Annotated in this window: 25 protein-coding genes; 5 read left to right on the plus strand and 20 right to left on the minus strand. The window is 31.4% G+C overall.

Annotated features, from left to right (window positions below):
• Nucleotides 1-3: 3 nt before the first annotated feature.
• From ACKVOV_RS06285 to mraZ, 8 genes are read right to left on the minus strand one after another with little or no spacing between them, the layout of a single operon-like run.
• Nucleotides 4-1,287, minus strand: a complete 1,284-nt coding sequence (locus ACKVOV_RS06285; RefSeq protein WP_409205908.1) for an FtsW/RodA/SpoVE family cell cycle protein — start codon at nucleotides 1,285-1,287, stop codon at nucleotides 4-6.
• A gap of 50 nt (nucleotides 1,288-1,337) precedes the next feature.
• Nucleotides 1,338-2,669 carry a UDP-N-acetylmuramoyl-L-alanine--D-glutamate ligase gene (murD, locus tag ACKVOV_RS06290; protein WP_409205909.1) on the minus strand — a complete coding sequence of 444 codons (1,332 nt, stop codon included), beginning with the start codon at nucleotides 2,667-2,669 and terminating at the stop codon, nucleotides 1,338-1,340.
• Nucleotide 2,670: 1 nt separating this feature from the next.
• Nucleotides 2,671-3,900 (minus strand): phospho-N-acetylmuramoyl-pentapeptide-transferase, encoded by a 1,230-nt coding sequence (gene mraY / locus ACKVOV_RS06295; protein ID WP_409205910.1) that lies wholly within the window; start codon nucleotides 3,898-3,900, stop codon nucleotides 2,671-2,673.
• 4 nt (nucleotides 3,901-3,904) lie between these two features.
• Nucleotides 3,905-5,365: a UDP-N-acetylmuramoyl-L-alanyl-D-glutamate--2,6-diaminopimelate ligase gene (locus ACKVOV_RS06300; protein WP_409205911.1), complete on the minus strand. Its 1,461-nt coding sequence runs from the start codon at nucleotides 5,363-5,365 to the stop codon at nucleotides 3,905-3,907.
• A gap of 2 nt (nucleotides 5,366-5,367) precedes the next feature.
• A complete protein-coding gene (locus ACKVOV_RS06305) occupies nucleotides 5,368-7,371 on the minus strand; it encodes a penicillin-binding protein (protein WP_409205912.1) in 2,004 nt (667 codons plus the stop codon).
• Complete coding sequence (locus ACKVOV_RS06310; RefSeq protein ID WP_409205913.1) at nucleotides 7,362-7,703, minus strand: FtsL-like putative cell division protein; 342 nt, start codon at nucleotides 7,701-7,703, stop codon at nucleotides 7,362-7,364. The genes ACKVOV_RS06305 and ACKVOV_RS06310 overlap by 10 nt, the downstream gene beginning before the upstream one ends.
• Nucleotides 7,704-7,720: 17 nt before the next feature.
• Nucleotides 7,721-8,629: a 16S rRNA (cytosine(1402)-N(4))-methyltransferase RsmH gene (gene rsmH, locus ACKVOV_RS06315; protein ID WP_409205914.1), complete on the minus strand. Its 909-nt coding sequence runs from the start codon at nucleotides 8,627-8,629 to the stop codon at nucleotides 7,721-7,723.
• Nucleotides 8,604-9,077 carry a division/cell wall cluster transcriptional repressor MraZ gene (gene mraZ, locus ACKVOV_RS06320; RefSeq protein WP_409205915.1) on the minus strand — a complete coding sequence of 158 codons (474 nt, stop codon included), beginning with the start codon at nucleotides 9,075-9,077 and terminating at the stop codon, nucleotides 8,604-8,606. The genes rsmH and mraZ overlap by 26 nt, the downstream gene beginning before the upstream one ends.
• Before the next feature lie 237 nt (nucleotides 9,078-9,314).
• On the opposite strand from mraZ, the gene ACKVOV_RS06325 reads away from it, so the two are divergent.
• Both ACKVOV_RS06325 and yihA read left to right on the plus strand, forming a co-directional pair.
• Nucleotides 9,315-10,079: an alpha/beta fold hydrolase gene (locus ACKVOV_RS06325; RefSeq protein ID WP_409205916.1), complete on the plus strand. Its 765-nt coding sequence runs from the start codon at nucleotides 9,315-9,317 to the stop codon at nucleotides 10,077-10,079.
• Between the two features lie 56 nt (nucleotides 10,080-10,135).
• Nucleotides 10,136-10,753 carry a ribosome biogenesis GTP-binding protein YihA/YsxC gene (gene yihA / locus ACKVOV_RS06330; RefSeq protein ID WP_409205917.1) on the plus strand — a complete coding sequence of 206 codons (618 nt, stop codon included), beginning with the start codon at nucleotides 10,136-10,138 and terminating at the stop codon, nucleotides 10,751-10,753.
• A 60-nt stretch (nucleotides 10,754-10,813) separates the two neighbouring features.
• Here yihA and gldC read toward each other — a convergent pair whose 3' ends face one another.
• The gene (gene gldC / locus ACKVOV_RS06335) at nucleotides 10,814-11,137 is read right to left on the minus strand and encodes a gliding motility protein GldC (RefSeq protein ID WP_409205918.1); all 324 of its coding nucleotides are present in this window, start codon (nucleotides 11,135-11,137) and stop codon (nucleotides 10,814-10,816) included.
• 34 nt (nucleotides 11,138-11,171) lie between these two features.
• The gene (gene gldB / locus ACKVOV_RS06340; RefSeq protein ID WP_409205919.1) at nucleotides 11,172-12,128 is read right to left on the minus strand and encodes a gliding motility lipoprotein GldB; all 957 of its coding nucleotides are present in this window, start codon (nucleotides 12,126-12,128) and stop codon (nucleotides 11,172-11,174) included.
• A gap of 141 nt (nucleotides 12,129-12,269) precedes the next feature.
• On the opposite strand from gldB, the gene nadE reads away from it, so the two are divergent.
• Both nadE and ACKVOV_RS06350 read left to right on the plus strand, forming a co-directional pair.
• Entirely contained in the window at nucleotides 12,270-13,076 is an 807-nt protein-coding gene (nadE, locus tag ACKVOV_RS06345; RefSeq protein WP_409205931.1) for an NAD(+) synthase, read from the plus strand.
• An 86-nt stretch (nucleotides 13,077-13,162) separates the two neighbouring features.
• Entirely contained in the window at nucleotides 13,163-13,792 is a 630-nt protein-coding gene (locus ACKVOV_RS06350; protein ID WP_409205920.1) for a LuxR C-terminal-related transcriptional regulator, read from the plus strand.
• Here the strand turns inward: ACKVOV_RS06350 and dnaG are convergent.
• From dnaG to ACKVOV_RS06390, 8 genes are all read right to left on the minus strand, one after another.
• Nucleotides 13,789-15,774 (minus strand): DNA primase, encoded by a 1,986-nt coding sequence (gene dnaG, locus ACKVOV_RS06355; RefSeq protein WP_409205921.1) that lies wholly within the window; start codon nucleotides 15,772-15,774, stop codon nucleotides 13,789-13,791. The two genes, ACKVOV_RS06350 and dnaG, sit on opposite strands and share 4 nt — an antisense overlap.
• A 112-nt stretch (nucleotides 15,775-15,886) precedes the next feature.
• Nucleotides 15,887-17,167, minus strand: a complete 1,281-nt coding sequence (locus tag ACKVOV_RS06360; RefSeq protein WP_409205922.1) for a hypothetical protein — start codon at nucleotides 17,165-17,167, stop codon at nucleotides 15,887-15,889.
• A 154-nt stretch (nucleotides 17,168-17,321) separates the two neighbouring features.
• Nucleotides 17,322-18,563 (minus strand): hypothetical protein, encoded by a 1,242-nt coding sequence (locus tag ACKVOV_RS06365; RefSeq protein WP_409205923.1) that lies wholly within the window; start codon nucleotides 18,561-18,563, stop codon nucleotides 17,322-17,324.
• A gap of 158 nt (nucleotides 18,564-18,721) precedes the next feature.
• Nucleotides 18,722-19,771, minus strand: coding sequence for a hypothetical protein (locus ACKVOV_RS06370; RefSeq protein ID WP_409205924.1), 1,050 nt, complete (start codon nucleotides 19,769-19,771; stop codon nucleotides 18,722-18,724).
• A gap of 32 nt (nucleotides 19,772-19,803) precedes the next feature.
• A complete protein-coding gene (locus tag ACKVOV_RS06375) occupies nucleotides 19,804-20,481 on the minus strand; it encodes a hypothetical protein (RefSeq protein WP_409205925.1) in 678 nt (225 codons plus the stop codon).
• On the minus strand, nucleotides 20,468-21,028 hold the full coding sequence (locus tag ACKVOV_RS06380) for an RNA polymerase sigma factor (RefSeq protein WP_409205926.1): 561 nt from the start codon (nucleotides 21,026-21,028) through the stop codon (nucleotides 20,468-20,470). Before ACKVOV_RS06380 ends, ACKVOV_RS06375 begins: the two co-directional genes overlap by 14 nt.
• A gap of 228 nt (nucleotides 21,029-21,256) precedes the next feature.
• Nucleotides 21,257-22,189: a lysostaphin resistance A-like protein gene (locus tag ACKVOV_RS06385; RefSeq protein ID WP_409205927.1), complete on the minus strand. Its 933-nt coding sequence runs from the start codon at nucleotides 22,187-22,189 to the stop codon at nucleotides 21,257-21,259.
• A gap of 22 nt (nucleotides 22,190-22,211) precedes the next feature.
• Nucleotides 22,212-23,189 carry a polyprenyl synthetase family protein gene (locus tag ACKVOV_RS06390; RefSeq protein ID WP_409205928.1) on the minus strand — a complete coding sequence of 326 codons (978 nt, stop codon included), beginning with the start codon at nucleotides 23,187-23,189 and terminating at the stop codon, nucleotides 22,212-22,214.
• A gap of 122 nt (nucleotides 23,190-23,311) precedes the next feature.
• On the opposite strand from ACKVOV_RS06390, the gene ACKVOV_RS06395 reads away from it, so the two are divergent.
• Nucleotides 23,312-24,193 (plus strand): hypothetical protein, encoded by an 882-nt coding sequence (locus tag ACKVOV_RS06395; RefSeq protein ID WP_409205929.1) that lies wholly within the window; start codon nucleotides 23,312-23,314, stop codon nucleotides 24,191-24,193.
• A gap of 57 nt (nucleotides 24,194-24,250) precedes the next feature.
• Here ACKVOV_RS06395 and ACKVOV_RS06400 read toward each other — a convergent pair whose 3' ends face one another.
• Nucleotides 24,251-24,625 (minus strand): hypothetical protein, encoded by a 375-nt coding sequence (locus ACKVOV_RS06400; protein WP_409205930.1) that lies wholly within the window; start codon nucleotides 24,623-24,625, stop codon nucleotides 24,251-24,253.
• A 24-nt stretch (nucleotides 24,626-24,649) separates the two neighbouring features.
• Nucleotides 24,650-25,135 carry an N-acetylmuramidase family protein gene (locus tag ACKVOV_RS06405; protein WP_409205932.1) on the minus strand — a complete coding sequence of 162 codons (486 nt, stop codon included), beginning with the start codon at nucleotides 25,133-25,135 and terminating at the stop codon, nucleotides 24,650-24,652.
• Nucleotides 25,136-25,295: the final 160 nt, after the last annotated feature.

Consider the following 25,295-nt stretch of genomic DNA (forward strand, 5'->3'; position numbering starts at 1 on the left):
AACTTATTTATTCAAAACTGCATTCATTGGATTATTCGTGTTATCTTCAATAGAATAATTCTCTTCTTGAGAATCTTCGACTAATTGTTTGTCTATTAGTTTTTGCAAAGCTTCCTCCCTTTGTTGTTTTTCGATATTTTCTTCTGTAATTTCTTCTTCTTTTTTGGTCACATTTATTATAATTCCAAGCGCTGCACAAGTCATCCAGATCGATGTTCCTCCACTACTTATAAGTGGCAATGTTTGCCCAGTGGTTGGCAACAATTCGACTGCGACACCCATATTTATAAAAGCTTGAAAAATTATAGGAAAACCAAGACCTGCAACTAATAATTTACCAAATAATGTTGGTGCTTTATATGATGCAATTATAAATCGAATGAATAACATAATGTATAAAAACATGATAGCGAATCCTCCTAAAAGACCAAATTCTTCGATAATGATAGCAAAAATAAAATCGGAAGAGGATTGTGGTAAAAAGTTTTTCTGAATACTTTTTCCTGGACCTAATCCGTAAACACCTCCAGTTGCAATAGCTGTTTTTGCTTTTTCGATTTGATAATCATCTTCTCCAGGTTTGTCTGATGTGAAATTCTCTATACGACTCATCCAAGTGTCTACACGATTAGGAAAAGCATTGGGAAAAGCTTTGACAACTAATATAAAAAATGCAAATGATAAGATTCCAAATCCAATAATAATTCCAATATTTTTTATTGGATATTTTCCAATAAAAGTTAGCATTAAAACCATTGAAAATATTAAAGCTGCTGTCGAGAAATTAGCTGGTAAAATTAGCATCAATGTAAAGAAAACTGGCGCCCATAACTCTAACAAAGACTTCTGAAAAGTCATGTCTTCGACTGCTGTTTTAGATAAATATCTGGCAACAAATATTAACAATGACATTGATGCAAAAGCTGATGGCTGAAAGGTAATTCCTAAAAACGGAACTTGTATCCATCGGCTGGCATTAGCTCCTTCAATCATTGTTCCTTTAAACAGTGTATAAACTAACAACAACCATGCAAAAGGCAATAATAATCTCGATAGACTTCTAAAATAATGATAAGGTACTTTTTGCACTTGATACATAATAACAAAACCCATTATTAAATGTATTAAATGTTTAAGTAAATACACGAATGTATTTCCTGTACCATGATGCAAATAGGCTAAATTACTACTTGCGCTATATACAGGTATAAATGAAAACAATGCCAAAAGTGCCACGAATGACCAGATGACTTTATCTCCTTTTAAGTTATGTAATAGCGTTTTCATATTTTATTTTTATGCGGTTATGCTTTAATTTGGTTATTCGAAAAACCTTGTTACAAATTTTGTACCGCTTGTTTAAATTGTCTTCCTCTATCTTCATAATTTTCGAATAAATCGAAACTGGCACAAGCTGGCGATAGTAAAACAGTATCACCTTTTTCTGCCATTTTGTATGCTTGACGAACAGCATCAGTCATTGAAGTTACTTCGATTAATTCATCAACAATATCACCAAATGCATCAATTATTTTCTTGTTATCGACACCTAGACAAATAATAGATTTTACATTTTTATTTACTAACTCTATCAATTCTGAATAATCATTCCCTTTATCTACACCACCTACAATCCAAATTGTTGGCGAAGTCATACTATCTAAAGCATAAAAAGTAGCATTTACATTTGTTGCCTTAGAATCATTGATATATTGCACATTTTGAATTTTAAGCACTTTCTCTAAACGGTGCTCTACACCCTGAAAATCAGCTAGACTCTCACGTATAGTAGCTTTTCTGATTTTTAATAATTGTGCTACAGAGGTAGCTGCCAAAGCGTTCTTTACGTTGTGTTTTCCTTCTAGTGATAATTGAGATGTCTGCATAACAAATGGGTCGTTATTGATATTTATATTTATATTATTTTCTGCTTCATAAGCGCCAAATTCAAATTGTTTTGTTAATGAAAATGGAACCAATTTCGCTCTTACTTTGTTGTTTTTTAGCCAGTTATTTATAGCTTCATCATCGGCATCATAAATCAAATAATCTTCTTCCGTTTGATTCATTGTAATTCTGAATTTCGATTCTATATATTTTTCATATTTATAATCATATCTATCTAAATGATCTGGACTAATATTTGTGATTATAGCAATATGTGGTTTGTAATTTTTTATTCCGTCAAGCTGAAAACTACTTAGTTCTAAAACATAAACATCATAATTATCTTCGGAAACTTGCCAAGCAAAACTTTTGCCTATATTTCCTGCCAAACCAACATTTAGACCGCCTTGTTTTAACAAATGGTACACCAACATTGTTGTTGTTGTTTTACCATTACTTCCCGTGATTCCTATTGTTGTTGCATTAGTAAACTGTGCTGTAAACTCAATTTCAGAAATAACTGGAATATTTTTTTCTTTCAACTTCTTAATAATGGGCGATTTGTCAGGGATTCCAGGACTCTTCATCACTACATCGGCATTGAGAATTAAATCTTCTGTATGCTGTTCATCTTCAAACTTAATTTTATTAAGAATTAAGACTTCCTTGTAATTGTTTTTTATTTTTCCAAAATCAGAAACAAATACATCATATCCTTTCTTTTTACCAAGAATTGCCGTTCCGACACCGCTTTCTCCTCCACCAAGAATTACTAATCTCATATTATCGTAATTTTAAAGTTACTATTGACACTATCGCCAATAAAATTCCGACAATCCAAAAACGAGTTACAATTTTGCTCTCGTGGTATCCTTTCTTTTGATAATGATGATGTAAAGGTGACATAAGAAAGATTCTTCGCCCTTCGCCAAAACGTTTTTTAGTATATTTAAAATAAGCGACCTGTAAAACCACTGATAAATTCTCAGCTAGAAAAATTCCGCAAATAACTGGAATTAGCATTTCTTTTCGAACTGCAATAGCTAAAACAGCTATGATTCCTCCAATGGTTAAACTCCCTGTATCTCCCATAAAAACTGCAGCTGGATAACTATTGTACCATAAAAATCCAACTAATGCTCCTACGAATGCGGCAATAAAAACCGTCATTTCTCCCGAATTTGGGATAAACATAATATTTAGATAATTAGAGAATATAATATTTCCTGAAACAAATGTGAAAACCCCCAAAGCAATCACTGAAATTGCGGAAGTTCCGGCCGCCAAACCATCGATTCCATCGGTAAGATTGGCTCCGTTTGAAACTGCTGTAATGATGAAAATAACCATTGGTATAAAAATTAGCCACGCATAATTCTCATAACCATCGCCTGTCCAAGCCAATAATTCGGCATAATCGAATTCATTATTTTTAAAAAACGGAATGGTTGTTGCTGTCGATTTTTCGTCTAACGAGACTGTATTTACTATATTTTGAGTAGAATTAATTTCAATTTTATTTTTAGCGAGATCCTTACGAATGGTTACATCTGGATGAAAATATAAAGTTGCTCCTACAATAATTCCTAACCCAACTTGACCTATTACTTTAAAAATTCCCTTCAATCCCGCTTTATCTTTTTTGAAAATTTTGATATAATCATCAAGAAATCCAATAGCTCCCATCCAAAGTGTGGTTACAATTAGAAGTATGATATAAATATTATTCAATTTTGCCAATAAAAGAACAGGAAGCAAAGTTGAAAATATAATAATTAATCCTCCCATTGTTGGTGTTCCAGCTTTTTGAGTTTGTCCTTCAAGACCCAATTCTCTTACTGTTTCCCCTACTTGCAAACGGCTTAAATAACTAATGACTCTTTTTCCGAAAATAGTCGAAATAAGCAATGACATGATAATCGCTAATGCTGATCTAAATGTGATATATTGAAAAACTCCAGCGCCTGGAAAATCAAAATATTTGTCTAAATATTGAAATAAATAGTATAACATATCTTTATTTATTTAGTTGTTCTAAAATTTCTTTTACAATTTGCATATCATCAAAATCATGACGAACGCCATTTATTTCTTGATATGTTTCATGTCCTTTTCCTGCAATGAGAATAATATCGTTAGGTTGTGCTAACTGACAAGCAGTTTTTATTGCTTGTTTTCTATCTGTAATAGACATGTATTTTTTATAATTAACAGGAGTAATTCCAGTTTCCATTTCGGCAATAATAGTTTCAGGATTTTCTGTTCTTGGATTGTCTGATGTTAAAATAGCTTTATCACTCATTTCGGAAGCGATATTTGCCATTATTGGACGCTTGGTTTTGTCACGATCACCTCCGCAGCCTACAATTGTTATAAGTTGTTCGTTGCGAGTACGAATGTCATTTATTGTACTCAGCACATTTTCTAAAGCATCAGGAGTATGTGCATAATCAACAATTGCAGTGATATTTTGTTTTGATACAATAAACTGAAAACGGCCTGAAACGCTTTCTAATTCTGATAAGAGCCTTAAAACTTCTAACTTTTCGATACCTAATTCGATGGCTACTCCATAAATTGCCAATAAATTATATGCATTAAAAGTTCCTATCAAACGAACCCAAACTTCTTGCTCATTTATTTTTAACAGCAAACCGCTTAACTGATTTTCAATAATAATTGCTTTGTAATCAGCATACGTTTTTAATGCATAAGACAATTTTCTTGCCTTAGTATTTTGCATCATTACGGCTCCATTTTTATCATCTATATTAGACAGCGCAAATGCATTTTTAGGTAAATTATCGAAAAATGATTTCTTCACATCTCGATACTCCGCAAATGTTGGATGATAATCTAAATGATCATGAGATAGATTTGTAAAAACACCTCCTACGAATTGTAAACCTTCGGTACGTTTTTGATGAATTCCGTGTGAACTTACCTCCATAAAGCAATATTCACAACCAGCTTCAACCATTTTATCTAGATAATAATTAATTGTTAATGAATCTGGCGTGGTATGAGTTGCTTTATATTCTATTTCATCAACTAAGATTTTTACAGTAGAAAGCAATCCAACTTTGAAACCTGCTTTTTTGAATAATTGATATAATAATGAGGCAATCGTTGTTTTACCGTTTGTTCCTGTTACACCAACTAATTGTAATTTTTGTGATGGATTATCATAAAAATTTGTTGCTAGATATGCCAAAGCTGCATTCGTGTCTTTTACTTTTACATAAGTAATTTGTGGCAATAAATCTGTTGGTAATGTATCGCAAATAATCACAGAAGCTCCGAGAGAAATAGCTTTGTCTATAAACTCATGTCCATTTGAAACTGAACCACGAATTGCTACAAAAACATCATTAGATTCTATTTTTCGAGAATCAAAATGAATATTATGCACAGCAACATCGGTTGAACCGTGAACAACTTCGAGAGCGACTTTGTATAAAATTTCTTTTAAAACCATTTTTATGACAATTCTAAAATTATTGTGTTATTTTTTAATATTGGCTGGCCTGCTTGTATTGATTGTTTTTTTACTTTTCCAACACCAATAGCTTTTACTTTCATTCCTAAATTTTCGAGTAGTGCTACTGCATCCATTCCAGACATACCATGTAAATTAGGTATTGATGTCGGTTTTTTATTTACCTTATCATTGTAAGTCAAATAATTTTTGTCCTGAGCCGGATTATTCTTTTTTAGGTTTTTTACTACATTAGTTGATGGCACATCGGTAAAAACTTTTTGCGCAATACGCTTGAAAACTGGTCCAGCAACATCCGCTCCGTAATAATTATTCATAGAAGTATTAGGCTTGTGAACCACCACAATACAAGAATATTTAGGATTTTCTGCTGGAAAATAACCAACAAAAGATGAAATATAATGTTTATCATTTCCACCATTAGTTCCATAATTGGCTTGCGCAGTTCCTGTTTTCCCAGCCATTGAAAAATCTTTAGAATAGAGTTTAGATCCTGTTCCCTTCTTTACAACATTAGCCAAAACTGCTTTTACTTTTTTTAAAGTTTCATCAGAGCATATTTTTGGATTAATGACTTGTTTGTCGAACTTTTTGATGATTTTATTCCATTCCTTAACTTCTTGAACAAAAATTGGTTTAACCATTTCACCATTATTAGCAATGGCATTATATAAGGTTAATGTTTGTAATGGCGTTACAGAAACTCCGTACCCGAATGCCATCCACGGAAGTGAAATCGCACTCCAATTTTTATCTGATGGTTGCGGAATAACCGGAATCCCTTCCCCTTTGAAAGGCAATCCGAGTGGTTTGTTTAAACCTAAATTTACAATCCTGTCTGTAAATTGTTTTGGATTATTTTTATAATTTTCATAAACCGCCTGTACCATAATCGTGTTAGAAGACACTTCGAATCCTCTAGCTAATGATACTTTTCCGTAACCACCTTCATGTGAGTCTCTAACTTTGCGACCACGATATGTGATTTCGCCACCGTTACTATCATATACTTTGCTAGTATCAATTTTATTGTCATCGATAAGAGCAATTAAGTCAACTAATTTGAATGTAGAACCTGGCTCATGGGATTCTCCAACAGCATAATTTATGGTTTCATAATATGATCCGTCCTTGTCTTTTCCTAAATTAGAAATAGCTTTTACAGCTCCTGTTTTAGTTTCCATTACGACAACACAGCCGTGATCAGCATCATATTCCATTAATTGCTTTAGCAAAGCGTGATGTGCAATATCCTGTATATAAACATCTATTGTAGAAACAATGTCATAACCATCTTGTGGTTCTACTTCATTATTATCACGAATAGGTTTCCATTGACCTTGTGCAATTTTTTGTTTTAAAACTTTTCCGTCTTTACCATTTAGGTATTTCCCATATGCACCTTCTATTCCTACTGGCAACAATTTACCACTATCATCATAACGCTCATAACCAATTGTTCTTGCTGCAATTTTCCCAATAGGATGCTCGCGCACCGTTCTCTGCTCTGTAATCATACCTCCTTTATTGGGACCAAGATTAAACAACGGAAAGTTTTTAACCGCAGCATATTGTGTATAACTCAAATCTTTAGCTAAAAGAAAATACCTATTTTTATTAGCTCTAGCCTTTCTGAAATCATTCAAATAACTACTAGCAGATTTTTTTAATAAAACCGAAAGTGAATCCGATAAATCTTTAATATAAGTATCAAAATTCTCTTTACTTGGCGCTAAAGCATCAAAACGAATTGTATATTTTGGAATTGAGGTTGCAAGCAAACTTCCATCGGAAGAATATACATTACCACGATTAGCAGGAATTATAAAGTTTTTGACAGAACGTTCTTTGGCTAATTTTCGATAATAGTCGCCTTCAACCCACTGTATATTAGTGAGCTTTACGCCTATTGCTGTTACCATAATTATAACAACTAAAGCAATTACGTAGATACGTTTTAAAATATTTCTATCTTCTATTGCCATAATTTATACCAAGCTGTTTTCTCTTTTATTACTTTTATTTTTTTTGGTGGTACTGATGAAGGTAAAATCCCTTTATCTACCATTTCTTCAGCCACAGTCGATTCCATTTTTATTTTCATTAATTCTGAACGCCTGTCTACAAACTCCGAACGCAATTCTTTTACATCATTTGTTAAATCGGCAATTTTGAAAATTTTTTTTTCGTAACTATGCGTGTTTGCAATCATTATTATAGCCAACAAAAGCAGAAATACAATGAAACGCCAATTTTTTGTAGCATCTTCATTGACAAGAAATCTTGCTTTTAATATATTATAAATCTTGCCTTTCATTAATTTATCTTAATCTATTATTTCTTCTCTGCTATTCTTAATTTTGCACTTCGAGCCCGATTGTTTATTTTAATTTCTTCGTTTGACGGAATGATTAGCTTCCCTATCAACTTGAAAGGAACTTCAAATCGTCCGAAGAAATCTTTTTCAGGTTCGCCTTCAAACAATCCGTTTTTCATAAACCTTTTTACTAATCTATCTTCTAGTGAATGATAGGAAATAACACTTAACCTTCCTCCTTCTCCTAAAATCTCTAATGATTGTTCTAAAAATTCTTTTAAAACGTCCATTTCTTGATTTACCTCAATACGGATAGATTGATATATTTGAGCCAAAATTTTATGCGCCTTGTTATTAGGTAAAAATCTAGCTAAAATATTTTTTAACTGTTCGGTATTTCTAATTTCCTCATTTTCACGAGCTTCAATAATCACTTTTGCAATTGCCAAAGCATTACCTAACTCACCATAATCAGAAAAAATACGTCGCAGGTTTGTTTCGTCATATTCATTAACAATTTTAAAAGCTGTTAAATCATTTTTCTTACTCATTCTCATATCTAACTCGGCATCAAAACGAGTAGAAAAGCCTCTTTCAGGAACATCAAACTGATGAGAAGAAACTCCTAAGTCCGCAAGGATTCCATCTACTTTTTTAATTCCATTAAAGCGTAAGAATCTTTTTATATATCTAAAATTTTCTTGTATCAATGTAAACCTTTCGTCTGGCAAAGCATTTTCCCAAGCATCTTCATCTTGATCGAAACCAAATAATTTTCCTTCAGGACCAAGTCTTGATAAAATTTCTTTCGAATGTCCGCCACCACCAAAAGTTACATCTACATACACTCCGTCTGGCTTAATATTTAAACCATCGACCGTTTCTTTTAGCAAAACTGGATTATGATATTCCATTGTCATCGTCATTTACGTTACCCATTACCTCTTCTGCCAAATCTGCAAAATCTCCAACCGAATCATCAATTGCTTTTTCATATAAATCCTTATCCCAGATTTCAATAATATTTACTGCCGATGACAATACAATATCTTTTGAAACTGAAGCAAAAACCGCTAAACCTTTCGGGATTAGCAATCGCCCAGTTGCATCAATTTCAATTACACGAACACCTGCTGTAAAACGACGAATAAAATCATTGTTTTTCTTTACGAAACGATTCAGTTTATTAATTTTTTGCATCATCACATTCCACTCTTGCATAGGATACAATTCCAAACATTGCTGAAAAACCGAACGCTTCAAAACAAAGCCTTCTTGCAAAGACGTGTTCAGCTGCTTCTTCAAAGGGTTAGGCATCATGAGCCTCCCTTTAGAATCGACCTTACATTCATATGTTCCAACAATGGTATTCAAGTAGTTATGATTTTATATGATAGTTAGCAAATATAAATAATTATTTACCACCTTTTACCACAAAATACCACTTTGTTGATAAGTTTTAACTTTTTTGACATTAAACAATTGCAAAATCGGGAAGAATCAATATTTACGACTTATTAACAAAAAAATGATGTTATAAAAAAAGACAAGATTTATATTTCGTATTTTAGTCCTATATTTGCACCTATCTAAAGACAAAACGATTACAAGGTGAATAACTTAAAAAAAGAAGGCAGGTACGAATATTTTGAAGCTGGGGAAGGAACTCCCATTATTATTTTACACGGATTAATGGGTGGCTTAAGTAATTTTGATGGTGTTGCCAATTATTTTCCTGCGAAAGGTTATAAAGTTGTTATCCCTCAATTGCCATTATATACACAAAACATATTAAAAACTAACGTAAAAGCTTTCTCTAAATATGTTAAAGATTTTATCACCTATAAAGGTTTTGACAGAGTAATTCTTGTTGGAAATTCATTAGGTGGACACATTGCTTTGTACTTTACAAAAATGTACCCGGAACGCGTTTCTGGACTTGTAATTACAGGAAGTTCTGGTCTTTACGAAAGTGCTATGGGCGATAGTTATCCAAGAAGAGGTGATTATGATTACATTCAAAAGAAAGCCGAAGATGTGTTTTATGATCCAAAAGTTGCAACCAAAGAAATTGTGGATGAAGTTTATGCTGTGGCAAACGACCGAATCAAACTAATAAAAACATTAACTATTGCTAAAAGTGCCATTCGTCACAATATGGCAAAAGATTTACCAAAAATGCACGTTCCTATAGGAATTATTTGGGGTAGAAACGACAAAGTAACACCACCAGATGTTGCTGAAGAATTTCATAAATTATTACCCAATTCGACCTTATATTGGATTGAGAAATGTGGCCATGCAGCGATGATGGAACATCCAGACGAATTTAATCGTTTACTTGACGAATGGCTTACTACAAAAGCTGAGCATTAAAAAACCGGCTTAGCATTAAAAAAATCATACTGCTATTTTAGCGTAAAATATATTAAATGAAAATTAATACCGCCGAATTTATCATAAGCAATTCAATTGTGAGTTTGTGTCCGCAAGAACGCTTACCAGAATACGCTTTTATTGGACGATCTAACGTTGGGAAATCATCGTTAATAAATATGTTGACCAATCACAAAAGTTTGGCTAAAACTTCTGGCAGACCAGGAAAAACACAATTAATAAATCATTTTAAGATAAATAACAACTGGTTTCTTGTAGATTTACCAGGTTATGGTTATGCTAAGGTTTCTAAGAAAACAAAAGAAGTATTTCAGCAATTTATTACCGATTATTTCGAAAAAAGAGAACAGCTAGTTTGCGCCTTTGTACTTATTGACATTCGCCATGAGGCACAAAAAATAGATTTAGAGTTTATTACTTATCTCGGTGAAATCGAAATGCCATTTTGTATTGTTTTTACAAAAGCAGACAAGATTAGTAAAGGAAAAGTTGCCCAACACGTCGCCGCTTACAGAACAGCACTTCTAAAAAATAATTGGGAAGAAATGCCACATCACTTTGTAACTTCTGCAACGGAGCATACCGGAAAAGAGGCTCTTTTAAGCTATATAGATGAAGTAAATCAGGAGATTTTTAAAGATAATGGATTTTAAAAAATAAATTCTGTATAATTTAAATAAAAAAGGTTAGCTGTGATGGCTAACCTTTTTTATTTACTTTTTCAACTCCAACTTTTCTGCAAAATATTCACAAAAATCTTTCATAGTATCGGTCATTTTTTCGTCGCCCGTAGCACGGTGAAAAGTATCCGCCATTGCAACTAATGTTTGATGAAAAAATATTTTCATCTCATCGACAGGCATATCTTTTGTCCATAAATCGATACGCATCGTTTCTTGTGCTTTGTTATCCCAAACAGAAAGCATAATTGCTTTTGTTTCTTCGGTTTCGACACCGCCATCTTGCGCTGACCAATGTAGTTTTTCAGGAACGCGATTTTCGTCTAGTTGTATATTGAATTTTATTTCAGAAGTCATTTTTTTTGAGTTTTATGTTTCTAATAAAAAGTGCTTATTTTTTTGGTTTGTATTTAGATTTTTGAAAAATATCTTTAGCATCCATAAGCATCATTTGTTGCATTGGGATATCATTATTCTCCATAAATGAACGTACTATTTGCAAACCAAACCAAGCTCCTATTCTTCCTGGTGTTTCATTGTCTGACGTTAATCCGAATTTAGAAAATGGCGCTGGACTTATAAAACGTTGCGATAATTTAGAATCTGTATCATACAATAGTTTTTCTTCGACGAAGAATCTCCACATATTAGATTCGTTATCTTTACAATATTTAAGCTGTTCTGGCGTGTAACAAATATTATCTTCATCTGAGTATTCTGGCAACAAAACATCATTTAAATACAACTGTTTTCCTGAATATATCATTAATGATAACAAATCTTTTTGAACCGGAGGCTTCACTTTTGTTCTAGAAAAACTCTCTACAATATCTGGTAATATTTGTGAAGGCTCGAAAGTTTGCTTCAAATAGTTTGGGTATTCATAAAATTTATGATTTTTACCTAAATACAATTCTAACGAAATGATCAATGCTTTTTCAGTATAAATCACTTTATAATCTGTATCCATTTCCTGAATTACAGTATATACTTTTGGAATTTGTGTTTTTGGATAATAGTATTTAATATAACGAAATAAATCCTCTATTTCGGCTGTTTCTTTATCGAAATTACCATAACGTTTTTCTACCTCAGCATACAATTCTCTCCAAAGTGGGTTTTTCATTTTATCGATCAAAACCGAATCCGATATTGTTGGTGGAAAAAATTCTGGGTATTGTGCTTTTAATTTGGGTAATTCGTTTGGAGGTGTTTCAAAAAAAGCTTTATCATAGCGATCAACTTTTATACTTACTGGTATTTCTTCTGCTGCTTCTTGAATTTTGCTCTTTTTAGAACATGAAACAATGGTAAATAGGAATAGAACGAGTATTAAATATTTTTTCATAAACATGATTTTTTAGCCCAGATAAAAGTGGAAATCCTTTTATTTTTTTCTTTAAAAAATAAAAGATTGAAACGTATAGCTGGAATAGCTCCTAATTATTATTTTTGCAAATATACATTCGTTTTTAAAACAAAAGTAACCATGCAAAAAAATAGTACCATAAATTGTGAAAAAGTTAACGAACATATTGTAAATTGGCTTAAAACCTATGCTCAAAATGCGAAAGTAAATGGTTTTGTAATAGGGATTTCGGGCGGAATCGATTCGGCATTAACATCTACTTTGTGCGCACAAACAGGACTAAAAGTTTTATGTGTTGAAATGCCTATACACCAAGCACAAAGTCATGTAAACAGAGCTCATGAACATATTGCGCTTCTAAAAAATCGTTATAAAAATGTAGATGAAACTAGAATTGATTTAACACCAGTTTTTGATACTTTTAAATCTGTGGCACCAATATCTAAAGACGAACTAAAATTAAATTTATCGTTGGCTAATACTAGAGCGAGATTGCGTATGACGAGTTTGTATTATTTGGCTGGAATTCATGGATTATTAGTTGCTGGAACGGGTAATAAAGTAGAAGATTTTGGGGTTGGTTTTTTTACAAAATATGGAGATGGCGGCGTAGATTTAAGTCCTATTGCCGATTTGATGAAAAGTGATGTTCGTGCACTTGCTACTTATCTTGAAGTTCCTGAATCTATACAAAAAGCAGCCCCAACAGATGGATTATTTGGAGATGACCGAAGCGACGAAGACCAAATTGGAGCTAGTTATACCGAATTAGAGTGGGCAATGGCTATGTTGGAAAACGAAAAATCTGCTGATGATTTTACAGGTCGTGAAAAAGTGGTTTTTGAAATTTACAAACGATTAAACACAATCAATCAGCACAAAATGAACCCAATTCCTGTTTGTTTAATTCCTGAAATTTATAAGTAATTTATTACTTGATTGCCAATTGATTATAAAATATTATGTATCTTTACTATTCATTCGTTTAGTTTAACTATTTTAAACTTAAAGTCATGGTAAAAATAGGTCTTGCAGACAATCATCCAGTTGTACATTATGGCATAAGAGCGTACTACAAGGAACATCCTGATGTTTCCCTAGTAGGAATTGTTGATAATTTTGAAATGGTTTCTGAAATGCTAAAACGAAAGGAAATTGATGTTTTACTTTTAGATTTAGAACTTGAAGGACTTCATAGCATAAATCTAATTAAGGATTTAATAAAAGATTTTCCAAAGATAAAAATCATTTTGTTTTCTAACTTAAGCGAACATATTTATGCGCCAAATGCTATAAAAGCTGGTGTTTTTGCTTTTGTACAAAAAACAGAAAAATTAGATGTTTTAACTTCTACAATTATAAAAGTAAATCGAGGTACAGTTGTTTTTAGTGATGCTGTAAAAAGAAATATAGCCTTAATTTCTAAGCAAGCAAAATCTGAAAGATTATATAGAAAATTATCTTCTCGCGAAATTGAAGTTTTACGTTATTTGAGCAATGGAAAGAAAAACAAAGAAATTGCCGAAGCTTTAAATCTTAATGAGAAAACGATAAGCACTTACAAATTAAGACTTTTAGCAAAATTAAATGTTACAAATCTTGTTGACTTAGTTAATAAAGCAAAGACTCTAGATATTGTTTAACTGTAGCGTGACATAACGCGTCCTAATTTGTTTGAAAAATTATTTACTAATTTAGAATAATCCATAGCCATAGATAAATTTTCAGAATTATCTGAGTCTATTTCTTTAGATAAATTTGATTTTATCTCTTCAATAATTTTATTAACTAAAAACCAACGCAAAGTAAGTATCGTTTCCGATACATATTGACTTATTGTTTTGTCTTTTTGTTTTACATAAATTTGTTTGGCTTCCCAATTATGCAAGGCAACTTTTTCATCATCCATAAGAATTGTAGTCACTTCCTGTGCTAATTCTGGTGAGAGCCTCATAAGATATTGTTCTATTTCGAACTTCTCATTTTCATTAAAATATGAGATTAAGTCGTTGTATATATCTCTAAATATTGGTGTACCCAACTCGACCTCATCTTCTTGAAGACTTAAATAAATACGTTGAAAAACTTTGTATTTGTTTATTTCTTTTATCTCTAATAACTCTCCTTCTTCATTTGCTTTAAAAACAAAATCTTCAAAATCTTCTTCTACATTTCCGTATAGTAAAAGAATTTCGATGATTTTAAGTTCCAATTCATACAATACATCAACTTTTGCATTGACGGCAATATTTTCATTTTTATGAACTTCAAAAACTTGATTTTTTTGATCTTGCTTTTGTTTTTTACCTACTTCCGAAATGTCTTTTTGAACCAGTTGTGCTAATGTGTTAAACAAAACTTCTTCAGAAATATCCATAATTCGAGAACATTCCTGAATATATATTTCTCTTTTTATTCGATCTGGAATTTTAGAAATACTATTTACCATATCACGAATAAGTTCTGCTTTCTTGATAGGATCATTCTTGGCATCTTTCATTAATAACGACGCTTTGAATTGGATAAAATCCATCGCATTGTTTTCAAAATACAATAAAAGCTCGTCGAGTGGTGTTTTTCTAGCAAAACTATCAGGATCATCTCCTTCTGGAAACGTACAAACCTTAACATTCATACCTTCTTCAAGGATTAAATCGATTCCACGAATAGATGCGCGAAGTCCTGCAGCATCACCATCAAAAAGTACTGTAATGTTTTTTGTTAGTCGATTTATTAATCGGATTTGATCTGGCGTAAGAGCCGTTCCGGAAGATGAAACTACATTTTCTATTCCGGATTGGTGCATCTGAATTACATCAGTATAACCTTCGCACAAAAAGCAATTATCTTGTTTTGCAATAGCCTGTTTTGCGTGATAAATTCCGTATAAAACTTTACTTTTGTGATATATTTCACTCTCGGGTGAGTTTAGATATTTTGCAGCTTTTTTATCATTAGTCAAAATACGTCCTCCAAAACCCAAAACTCGACCAGACATACTTTGTATTGGAAACATTACACGCCCTTTGAAACGATCGAAATGCTTACCATCTTCTCGGAGAATGGTTAATCCAACTTTATCTAAATAATCTAACTTGTAACCCTGTCCTAATCCTTCTTTTGTAAATGCGTCCCATGCTTCGGGCGAATAACCTAGTCCGAATTTTTTGATGGTATCGTTTGTAAATCCTCTTTCTTTGAAGTACGAAAGTCCTACTGATTTACCTTCATCAGTATTCATCATAGTATTTTGAAAAAACTTTGCAGCGAATTCTGAAACCAGATACATGCTTTCTTTTTCTCCTGCTTGCTCTTTTTCTTCTTGCGATTGCTCAGTTTCTTCTATTTCTATATTGTATTTTTTCGCCAAATATCTAATAGCTTCTGGATACGAAAAATGTTCGTGTTCCATAATAAATGCTATTGCATTTCCGCCTTTTCCTGAGCTAAAATCTTTCCAGATTTGCTTTACTGGCGACACCATAAAAGATGGCGAACGCTCATCCGAAAATGGAGACAATCCCTTATAATTGCTTCCTGCTCGTTTTAGTTGCACAAAGTCGCCTATAACTTCCTCTACTCGAGCAGTTTCGTAAACAGTGTCTATGGTGGCTTTTGAAATCAATTTGTATAAGGTTCAAAGTTGTAAGACCACAAAGATACAAAGTTAATTTTGTATTATTAAAACGAAAAAAGTGCTTCATTACTGAAACACTTTTTTATGAAATTCATTAAATTTATTTTATCACTAATGTACTTGATATTATATTATTGTTTTTCAATCTAAAATCAGGATTTTTTTTCGCATCTGTTTCTACAAATAAATTTTCTCTATCCACATTTAGTGTCTGTATATTGTTAACATCATTAACAATTCTTTCTTCAATTAGATTATTTATAGTTCCTGTTTCTAATTGCACTTTGAATTTGCTGTTATTAATTACTATGTTATGAAATTTTAATTTATCTAAATTAGAATTTAAAACGGCTTTATCTTCCAATAGTAAAAACTGATTAAACCCAGATACAATACTATTTTTTAACTCAAAAAAAGTATCGTTTTTAACATAAATAGCTTCTTTAACTAATCCTTGATTATTATCTTCATTACTAACTAAAGTTATATTATTTGCAACAATTTTTGTTAATTTTCTACTTGAATCATAGTTTTCTATTTTATCATACGAATCAACCTCAAAGCACCTCGATCTTGTAACATCAGATGAAAATGGATATCGAATTGCAATACTATTATTGATGTTGCATTGTGCTCCTTGCGTAAAATCAAAATCATCGTCGGTGGCTCTAAAAGAAATTAAATTATTAAATATTACATCTCCTCCATATGATTCGAACGAATCATCATTAGAAAAACTAACTTGTATATATTCCATTTTTGTTTTATTTCCAACACCTGCGAGTGACAATCCGTTTAATTCTTTTAACGCATTAAGTTTTCTTCCAGAAAATTCAATTCTCACATATTTCAGTCTTCCAGAATTACTTTCGGAATTTAGTCCTCCATAAAAATTATATTTTGGATTCAAATTAAAATCTAAAGTTCCTATTCCTCCAAATTTATTAATAGGTGCATCACCTAATATTATTATACCTCCCCAATCTCCAGGTTTTCTTTCGGAAGTCTCCTTATTTGAAGTAAAAACAATCGGATCGGTTTCCGTTCCTTCTGCGATTATCTTAGCTCCTTTTGTAATTACTAATGTTCCACAAGTAGCAAAATCTCCTCTTATTATTGTTCCTGGTTCTATAGTTAATGTTGCATTGTTTGTTACATAAACAATATCCATAAGAAGATATATGTTCTTTTTATAAAGTGTCATATTTGCTTCAATAATACCATTTATAATATGGGTAGATTCGGAATATTCTGTTATTTTTGGCTTAAAGTTTGTCCAGTTATTAAACCAGTTTTCTGACCCTATAATGCCATTTGTTTCTTGAGCATTTAAAGAAAATACATTAATTAAAATAATAACTATTATAGCTGTTTTTTTCATAAGTAGATAATTAAAGATTTGGTTTTTTTATCACTCCAAAATTAGGCTTGGAATGTTAAATCATTAGTTACTACACATTATGTATTTGTTATTATATACAAAAAAAGTGCTTCATTACTGAAGCACTTTTAATTTTATTTTAAAAAAATTAATCTTATTTTATTCTAAAATCTGGTTTTTTCTTAACATTATTATTTATAAATAGATTATTTATTCCATTATTTGTAATGTACAATAACTTATCGTTTTGCATAAACCAATCGTTTATATTTTGAGCTTTAGCCAAAGCTTCGTTTGTAAACAATTCTGAACAACTATCTACTGTTGTGTTGTAAACTTTTATTTTTTTGAAATTATCTCCTGTTAAATATTTATCTTCTAAAGCTATAAAACTTGAAAATCCAGCAACTACACATTTATTTACTTCGATAAAAGAATCCGCTTTTAAAGAAATAGCTTCTTTAACTAGACCCATTGTATTTTCCTCGTCATTAGTCATAGTTACATTATTTAACTTAATATAAGTTTTCTTTTTTGTAGGATCATAATTTTCAATTTTATCGTACGAATCTATTTCGAAACATCTTGAACGTGTATTGTCTGATGCATAAGGATTTCTTATTGCAATACTATTATTCATTGTGCTTTGAACTCCCATAGAATAATCGAAATCATCATCATTGGCTCTGTATGAAATCACATTGCTAAAATCGATATTTCCTCCGATAACTTCAACTGAATCATCACTTGAAAAGCTAATTTGTACATATTCTATTTTTGTTTTATTCCCTACTGCAGCAAGTGTTAATCCATTTAATGAAATTTTTGGATCAATTTTTTTACCTGCAAATTCGATTCTTACATATTTTAATATTCCTGAATCACTATTTTCGTTTGGACCACCAAAAGGATTATACAAAGGATTTGGCTCATAAAATGATGCAGAAACTCCTCCAAATCTATTTATTGGCGCATCTCCCATTAGTATTACTCCTCCCCAATCACCTGGTTTTCTCTCGGAAGTAGGTTTGTTAGATGTGAAAACAATTGGACTTGTTTCGGTTCCTTCAGCAATTATTTTTGACCCTTTTGTTATAGTTAAGGTACCAGTAGAATTATAATCCCCTCTAATTACTGTTCCAGGCTCTATGGTAAGAACTGCATTGTTTGCCACATGAACTGTCCCCATTATTAAATAAACATTACCTTTTGTAAGTGTCATATTTTCCTTTATATCTCCAGTCAAAATCTGATTGGCTTGGTTATACTCAACTGCTTTTGGTTTAAAATTTGTCCAACCATTAAACCAATTGGATTCTCCAACTATTCCTTGGCCGCTTTGTGCATTAGCAACATAAAATGAAGATAAAAGAAATAATAAAATTTTAATTTTCATGGGACATTATTTGTTTGTTTGTTTAACGTTCAAAGGAACGAAAAATACTATTATCTTTCAAAGATTCAATTGTTAATTATATGTTACAAAATATTATTAAAAAAAGTGTCTCATTACTGAAACACTTTTAACGTATATAACAAACTCAAATAAAAAAATTAATTTAAATCAAATCTCACTCCTAAAGAAATGTTATTTTGATTTACTATATTGTCTGTAAATAAAGGATTTAAATCATATTTAACATACAAACTGGTTTGACCAAAACCTATGTAAGAACTTAAACCATACACAAGATCATTTGTATTGTAATTCCCTTTAGAACGTTGCGTTACCGAATTTCCGAAAGTATCGTCAAATTCCAAAATTTGTTTTGTTTTTAGATTCACTCCCACAAATCCTCCAAATCCTAAACGAAATCCTTCATGAGATTTGAAAATTTTCTTATCATTGACCATTTTTGATTTAGAAAAATCTAATTCGAAATGAACAGGAACAACTAAATTTACATTTCTAAATCTTGAATCTTTTAGATATACCGTTGCTGTTTGCAAAACAGTTTGATCTCCTGAAGTTTCATAATAACGATTATCTGTTGGTCGTAAGTTATTATATTGCAGAGAAAGTCCATATTTTATATGTGCAATATTACTATTTTGTGCAATTCTTGTGTTATAAGTTAAACCCCATTCGTAAAAGTGTGAACCTAAATATCTAAAATTCGAATTGGCTATCATTCCGTCGGTTACTAAGTTATTTACACCTGTTGCAAAAACAAATTGTGACGTTGTTCTTTTTTCGGATCTTTGAATGGTATCTTTTGCTCCAACATGTACTTTTATTCCTTTACCGTAAGTTCTTCCAATTTTTTTGACTGTATCTAAACTTGAAATTTTTCCTTCTACTTTTTCCTTAACTAATTCTGAAAGTTTAGATTCCTCGAAAGAGATTCTGTTTTCTATAGTATTTGCAGATGCTATTGCTAATTGCATCTTTTTTTCGTCTGCTTGCTGCTTTGTAATATTATTTTTATCCAGCTCAACATTAACCTCTTCAACCTGCTTTTTTAAAGTTTCTTTTTCTTCTTTTGTAATTTTTTCGATGTTTGAAGCAATCGCTTTTGCTCTAATTTCGAAAGTGCCCTGTGCATACAAACTGCTTACTACACTGCACAAGAATACTGTTAAGTAAATAATTAAATTTCTCATAATGTTTAATTTTAAAATTGATTTGATGATTGTTACTCCTGATTTCTACTAGCCAAGGCTTCTTTAGCACTATCGTAGTTTTTGTTAATTGATTTAAGAACTTTTTGACGAAAAGTTAGCGTTATTTCGCCGTCGACTTGCGAAAGTAATGCACTTGCATCTATTTTTAATTTGGGTTTGTTTGCATTTTTAGTTTGTTCATTTTTGGTTTCAACCAAAGCTAAAAGCGTTGTTGGATTAGTTTCTATTTTAAGCTTCTCTTCCGTTTTTTGAGGAATTACCTCAGCAATTACTTCTTTACTCTCTGATAGTATTTTTGTAAATTCTTCAACTTTTTGATTTGTTTTTTTAATCTTTACTAATTCCTTTTTGGTCTCAGTAACAGCTAAAACTGCTTCTTTTGGGTTGTTTATTACTTCTGATTGGTTTACTTCTTCAGTCAAAATAGGCTTCTCATTAGCATTAGCTTCAACAATCGTTTGATTATCATTCTTTATCTCTGTATATTCTTGATTGTAAAAAAGTAACCCAACAAACACAAAACCAATAATACTTGCTGCGATATAAAACCATCCAAAACGTCTTTTTGGCTTCTTATTTTCTGCAACCGAAAGCATCGCATCTAACCTATCCCAAGCTTGTGATGAAGGTTGAATTTCTCTAGAATTCAACTTTTCTAATATTTGATTTTCTAATTTATTCGGTTCCATTTTCGTGATTTTTTAGTTTAGCAATTTGGGTTTGCAATATTTTTCGAGCATGAGACAATTGTGATTTCGATGTTCCTTCATTTATGCCTAACATTTGTGCTATTTCCTGATGTTTATAACCTTCAATCGCATATAAGTTAAAAACCATTTTATATCCATCCGGTAAGCTATCTATTAGAAATTGAATGTCTTCGACTGAAAATTGACTTTCAATATTATTGAAACTTTCTTCTAAATATTGTGAATCTTCAATAAATTTAACCTGCTTTTGAACTCTTAAATATGAGATACATTCGTTTACCATAATTCGTCGCATCCAGCCTTCAAAACTACCTTTGTGTTCGAAATTTTTTAGACTTGTAAACACTTTCATAAACGCAGTTATCATAACGTCTTCTGCCTGATGAATATCTTTAATATATTGTCGACAAATACTTAACATTTTTCCAGCAGATTTAGAATAAATTTTTTGTTGTGCATGACGATTATTATCGGCAGCCAATTCGATTAATTCTTTTTCTTCCTGATGTAAGTTAATTACTTTCAATTTGATATTAGATTTTTGAATTCACCTTTTTGAAATACAAAACAGACTTCTATTTACATAGACGAGAAGATTAGTGAAATAGTTGCATGAGGTATAGAATTATTTTTAAAAAATTATTTCTACCAACAAAATCAATACCTTACGATTAAAAAAACTGTTAATTTTGAAGTCTTTATATCAGTTAATTTCTAAAAAATATTGAATTAATAAAAACAATAAGACCTTATTTTAATCATTGTTTGTGAAAGTTTCTTTTGTAAAACTAGATTTTCGAAGTAGTAATACAGCAATTCCAATACATAGTATTATTGTAGTAACAAAGCCTCCTTCAGGACCAAAAGCTCCTCCAGTAATCCAATCTGGACCTATTTCTTTGAGATTTAAAATTGTTGGCCCAGTTTCTGTTCCGCTCACTTGAAGCCCAAAAAAATTACCTTGTAACCAGTTCCAGATACTATGCAATCCGCAGGCACCCCACAAACTTCCTTGTCTCAGAGCAAACAATGAGAAAAAGACTCCTACAACTATTATATTAATTATTGAAAGCAATGTAACATTATCATTAAAGCAATGTAATAAACCAAAAAGTGACGCTGACACTAAGATTCCTGTCCAAACATTATATCTCGCTCCAACCATTGGCATTAGCCAACCACGACACAAAATTTCTTCGGTTGCTCCCTGTATAACAAAACCTAAAAGCAATAATATTGTTGGTAATATTACAGCGATTCCCTGCATAGCAGGACTTCCTTTCTCCCATGTCATAAAATTAAATAATGAGAGTAATCCCACAACACTACAAAATAAAATGATTCCAATAAAAATCCCAAAAAAATAGTTTGGAATCGATTTGTTTATTTGAAAGCCTAGATTTCTAAAAGCCCTTTTTTCATAAAAGTGCATCCACAAATAAATGGCTAAAATGACTGGGATATTTCCTAAAAAGAGCATTACTAAAAGATTTTCGGTGCTTTTCCAAGTAACATTAGTTTCTTTTTTTATAAGTGCTTCTAATGGCATAGCGGTAAAAACTCCTATTAGCTGACCAACGATTAAAAATGCCATAACTAATAAAATAGCAATAACTAAATGAGGCAATCTTTTTTTTGATTTAGTTAATTGAAAAAGTGGATTACTTGCAGAGATTGGATAATTCATTTTTGATATTTTTAAGAGTCTATTATTTTTTTCTTTCTATTACATAATTCACCATCAAGATTAAAGACTCTTTATAGGTTGAATCTGAAAAATCTTGAAGTATCAAAAGTGCTTCTTGCTGAAATTGAATCATTTTTTGTTCAGCATAAGTCAATCCGTTTTGGTTTTTAACAAAAGTAATTACTTCTTTTACTCTTTTTTTGTCTTTATTGTGGTTTTTGATAGAATTGATAAGCCAACTTTTTTCTTTTGAAGTACAATTATTTAAGACATGAATAAGCGGCAAAGTCATTTTTTGCTCTTTAATATCTATTCCAGTTGGTTTTCCAATGGCCTCTTCGGTATAGTCAAATAAATCATCTTTTATTTGAAAAGCCATTCCTATGAGTTCGCCAAATTTTCTCATTTTTTCGACTTGATTCTCATCTTCAGAAACTGATTTTGCGCCAAGTGCACAACAGGCAGCAATAAGTGTTGCTGTTTTCTGACGAATAATTTCGTAATAAATAGCTTCGGTAATATCTAACCTTCGGGCTTTCTCTATTTGCAATAATTCTCCCTCACTCATTTCTCGAACAGCAACCGAAATAATTTTTAATAAATCGAAATCACCATTATCTATAGAAAGTAATAATCCTTTCGAGAGCAAATAGTCACCTACAAGAACTGCGATTTTATTTTTCCAAAGTGCATTTATAGAGAAAAAGCCTCGACGACGATTACTATCATCGACTACATCATCGTGTACTAAAGTGGCTGTATGAATAAGTTCTATTACTAAAGCACCACGATAAGTTCTTTCTAAAACTTCACCATTAGAAATCATTTTTGCAGTAAGAAAAACAAACATAGGTCGCATTTGTTTTCCTTTTCGGTTTACAATGTAATAAGTGATTCTATTAAGTAACGCAATTTTTGAAGTCATAGATTGTTGAAACTTTTTTTCAAAAAGTTCCATTTCCTCAAGAATTGGTTTTTTTATTTGTGAAGTTATATCCATATAATGATTCAAAGATAGCATTTATGAATTAAAATTTTGAAGTGTAAATTATTTTTTTACATTTGATTAAACCTTTTTTTAAAAACAATGTCTTACCAACAAACCATATAAATAAATATATTATGAAAAGTAAAATTTTATTATTCGGATTGCTTTTAACACTAATAACAATTAGCTGTAATAAAGATAAAGAAACCGACAACTCGACAATAACTGCTGAAGAAGCTGGAGTTAACGCAAAAATCGATCTTGCTAGTGATGATGTTTCTAATATTGTTGAAAATCAGTATGAAAATATTGACTCTAACACGCTTTCTTATAAAAACTCGAATTCTGAGGATAGTTATTTTGCAACTTGCGCTACAATAACAAGAGTTCCAGCATTTGGTACTACTGTAACTCCAGGAACTCAAGTTACTAAAACTGTCGATTTTGGCCCAACTGGCTGTACGTTATCAAACGGAAACTTTGTTAGTGGTAAAATAATTATTACTTTCATTTACGACCCATCTGCTTCCTCACATACAATAACTTATACTTTTGTAAACTTCTATCACAATCTAATAAAATATGATGGAACAAAAACGTTTACAATAACAATGAGCATTGCAACAGTTGCATCTCCTAGTCATCCTATTGTTACTATGAATATGGATATGACTGCAACTTTCCCTAACGGAAATGTATACACAAGAGTTGGACAAAGAATAAGTGAAATTATTGAAGGATTTTCTACCCCAAGCTGGACAGATAATGTTTATCAAGTAACAGGAAGTTGGACGACTACTTTTCCTAACACAGTGATACAAACAAGTACTATTACTAGTCCTTTACATATAAAAATGAGTTGTATTTCAGTTAACAAACCTCTTATTGTTTCAGGAGTTATAACATTTAATAGAAATTCTCACACAGCAACTTTAGATTATGGTAATGGTGACTGTGACAATTTAGCTATATTTACAATAAATGGAAATTCTTATAATATTACTATAGGAAACTAATAAATTTAATTCCTTAATTATAACAATAAGCTGTTTGAAAATTAATTTTCGAACAGCTTATTGTATTAAGTATCTATTCCAAGTTTGATCATTTAACCTTTGTAATCCCGTACCTAAATTTTGAGTTTCATATTTTTGTTGAGAACCATCATCAAAAGTAAAAATTAAATATGTTTTAAAATCTTGGTATGTAATTTTCCATAAACCAATATATTCTTCTTTATTTTGATATGGCAAGGAAAGTCCTCCTCCAGACACACTTCTAAAAGTATTTATAACATATCTAAAACTCATATCTGAATATAAATATATGGCATGGAAAACCTCATCAAACCATCCTCCTCCAGAATAATCTCTGTCGCTATTTACTCTTTCAAACTTTAGTACTTTATCAGATAAAGTATTTACCATATTACTAACTATATAATCCATAATTATAAAATATTGATTTAATTCCTATAAATATTTCTTGTAAGCATTTTCTAGTTTTACATCATACTTATTAGATTTGTAACCTTCTCCATTATACAAGCGAGCAAACTCAGCCCATTGCTTATTTTGAAGATAAGAAATCAAGTGATTTACTTTTAAAAACTGACCAAAAGCGTACAAATGCTCTTTTTCATTTATATTCATTTTTTGAACAAAGTTATCTATACTACCATATCCCAGCGATATTGCATGATAACCCATGATTTGAAACGAACCCCAAGAAGCAGAAGATAAGGCGGCTTCTCTGCAAGCAGAAGATCCTTCGACAGCCATAGCTTTTTCCATTCGAGTATATTCTGCATCACCGCCCAAATAATAATTCTTTGTCCATGAAGGATATAAAACATCTTTTGTATTAGAATTGTAATAATTTTGAGGATTTATCCCTCTTTTTTGAAGTTCTTTCCAAAACACATGACCTTCAAATAAGATTTTTGGCTTACCACTTATAAGAAATCCTTTACCACTACTTTCTACTTCATTAACTGCTTTTACAACAGCTAATTCTAAACCAAATTGATCCCGCCATCAAAGTAATTTTCGTGACGGCGTTCGATGCTTACGCAATTCGCGCCTTTGAAGTGAACGCGCTGGATTATTTGCTCAAGCC

It is taken from the genome of Flavobacterium sp. (genome assembly GCF_046153165.1).
Classification (GTDB): Bacteria; Bacteroidota; Bacteroidia; order Flavobacteriales; family Flavobacteriaceae; genus Flavobacterium.

Excerpts from the sequence above, each read along its gene's own strand:
- ACKVOV_RS06360 (WP_409205922.1), bottom strand. The coding sequence starts at position 17,167 with ATGAAAAAAACAGCTATAATAGTTATTATTTTAATTAATGTATTTTCT.
- ACKVOV_RS06375 (WP_409205925.1), bottom strand. The coding sequence starts at position 20,481 with ATGGAACCGAATAAATTAGAAAATCAAATATTAGAAAAGTTGAATTCT.
- ACKVOV_RS06400 (WP_409205930.1), bottom strand. The coding sequence starts at position 24,625 with ATGGATTATATAGTTAGTAATATGGTAAATACTTTATCTGATAAAGTA.
- murD (WP_409205909.1), bottom strand. The coding sequence starts at position 2,669 with ATGAGATTAGTAATTCTTGGTGGAGGAGAAAGCGGTGTCGGAACGGCA.
- ACKVOV_RS06285 (WP_409205908.1), bottom strand. The coding sequence starts at position 1,287 with ATGAAAACGCTATTACATAACTTAAAAGGAGATAAAGTCATCTGGTCA.
- nadE (WP_409205931.1), top strand. The coding sequence starts at position 12,270 with ATGCAAAAAAATAGTACCATAAATTGTGAAAAAGTTAACGAACATATT.
- ACKVOV_RS06310 (WP_409205913.1), bottom strand. The coding sequence starts at position 7,703 with ATGAAAGGCAAGATTTATAATATATTAAAAGCAAGATTTCTTGTCAAT.
- ACKVOV_RS06305 (WP_409205912.1), bottom strand. The coding sequence starts at position 7,371 with ATGGCAATAGAAGATAGAAATATTTTAAAACGTATCTACGTAATTGCT.
- rsmH (WP_409205914.1), bottom strand. The coding sequence starts at position 8,629 with ATGACGATGACAATGGAATATCATAATCCAGTTTTGCTAAAAGAAACG.
- gldC (WP_409205918.1), bottom strand. The coding sequence starts at position 11,137 with ATGACTTCTGAAATAAAATTCAATATACAACTAGACGAAAATCGCGTT.
- mraY (WP_409205910.1), bottom strand. The coding sequence starts at position 3,900 with ATGTTATACTATTTATTTCAATATTTAGACAAATATTTTGATTTTCCA.
- ACKVOV_RS06300 (WP_409205911.1), bottom strand. The coding sequence starts at position 5,365 with ATGGTTTTAAAAGAAATTTTATACAAAGTCGCTCTCGAAGTTGTTCAC.
- ACKVOV_RS06395 (WP_409205929.1), top strand. The coding sequence starts at position 23,312 with ATGAAAAGTAAAATTTTATTATTCGGATTGCTTTTAACACTAATAACA.
- yihA (WP_409205917.1), top strand. The coding sequence starts at position 10,136 with ATGAAAATTAATACCGCCGAATTTATCATAAGCAATTCAATTGTGAGT.
- ACKVOV_RS06370 (WP_409205924.1), bottom strand. The coding sequence starts at position 19,771 with ATGAGAAATTTAATTATTTACTTAACAGTATTCTTGTGCAGTGTAGTA.
- gldB (WP_409205919.1), bottom strand. The coding sequence starts at position 12,128 with ATGAAAAAATATTTAATACTCGTTCTATTCCTATTTACCATTGTTTCA.
- ACKVOV_RS06390 (WP_409205928.1), bottom strand. The coding sequence starts at position 23,189 with ATGGATATAACTTCACAAATAAAAAAACCAATTCTTGAGGAAATGGAA.
- ACKVOV_RS06385 (WP_409205927.1), bottom strand. The coding sequence starts at position 22,189 with ATGAATTATCCAATCTCTGCAAGTAATCCACTTTTTCAATTAACTAAA.
- ACKVOV_RS06365 (WP_409205923.1), bottom strand. The coding sequence starts at position 18,563 with ATGAAAATTAAAATTTTATTATTTCTTTTATCTTCATTTTATGTTGCT.
- ACKVOV_RS06350 (WP_409205920.1), top strand. The coding sequence starts at position 13,163 with ATGGTAAAAATAGGTCTTGCAGACAATCATCCAGTTGTACATTATGGC.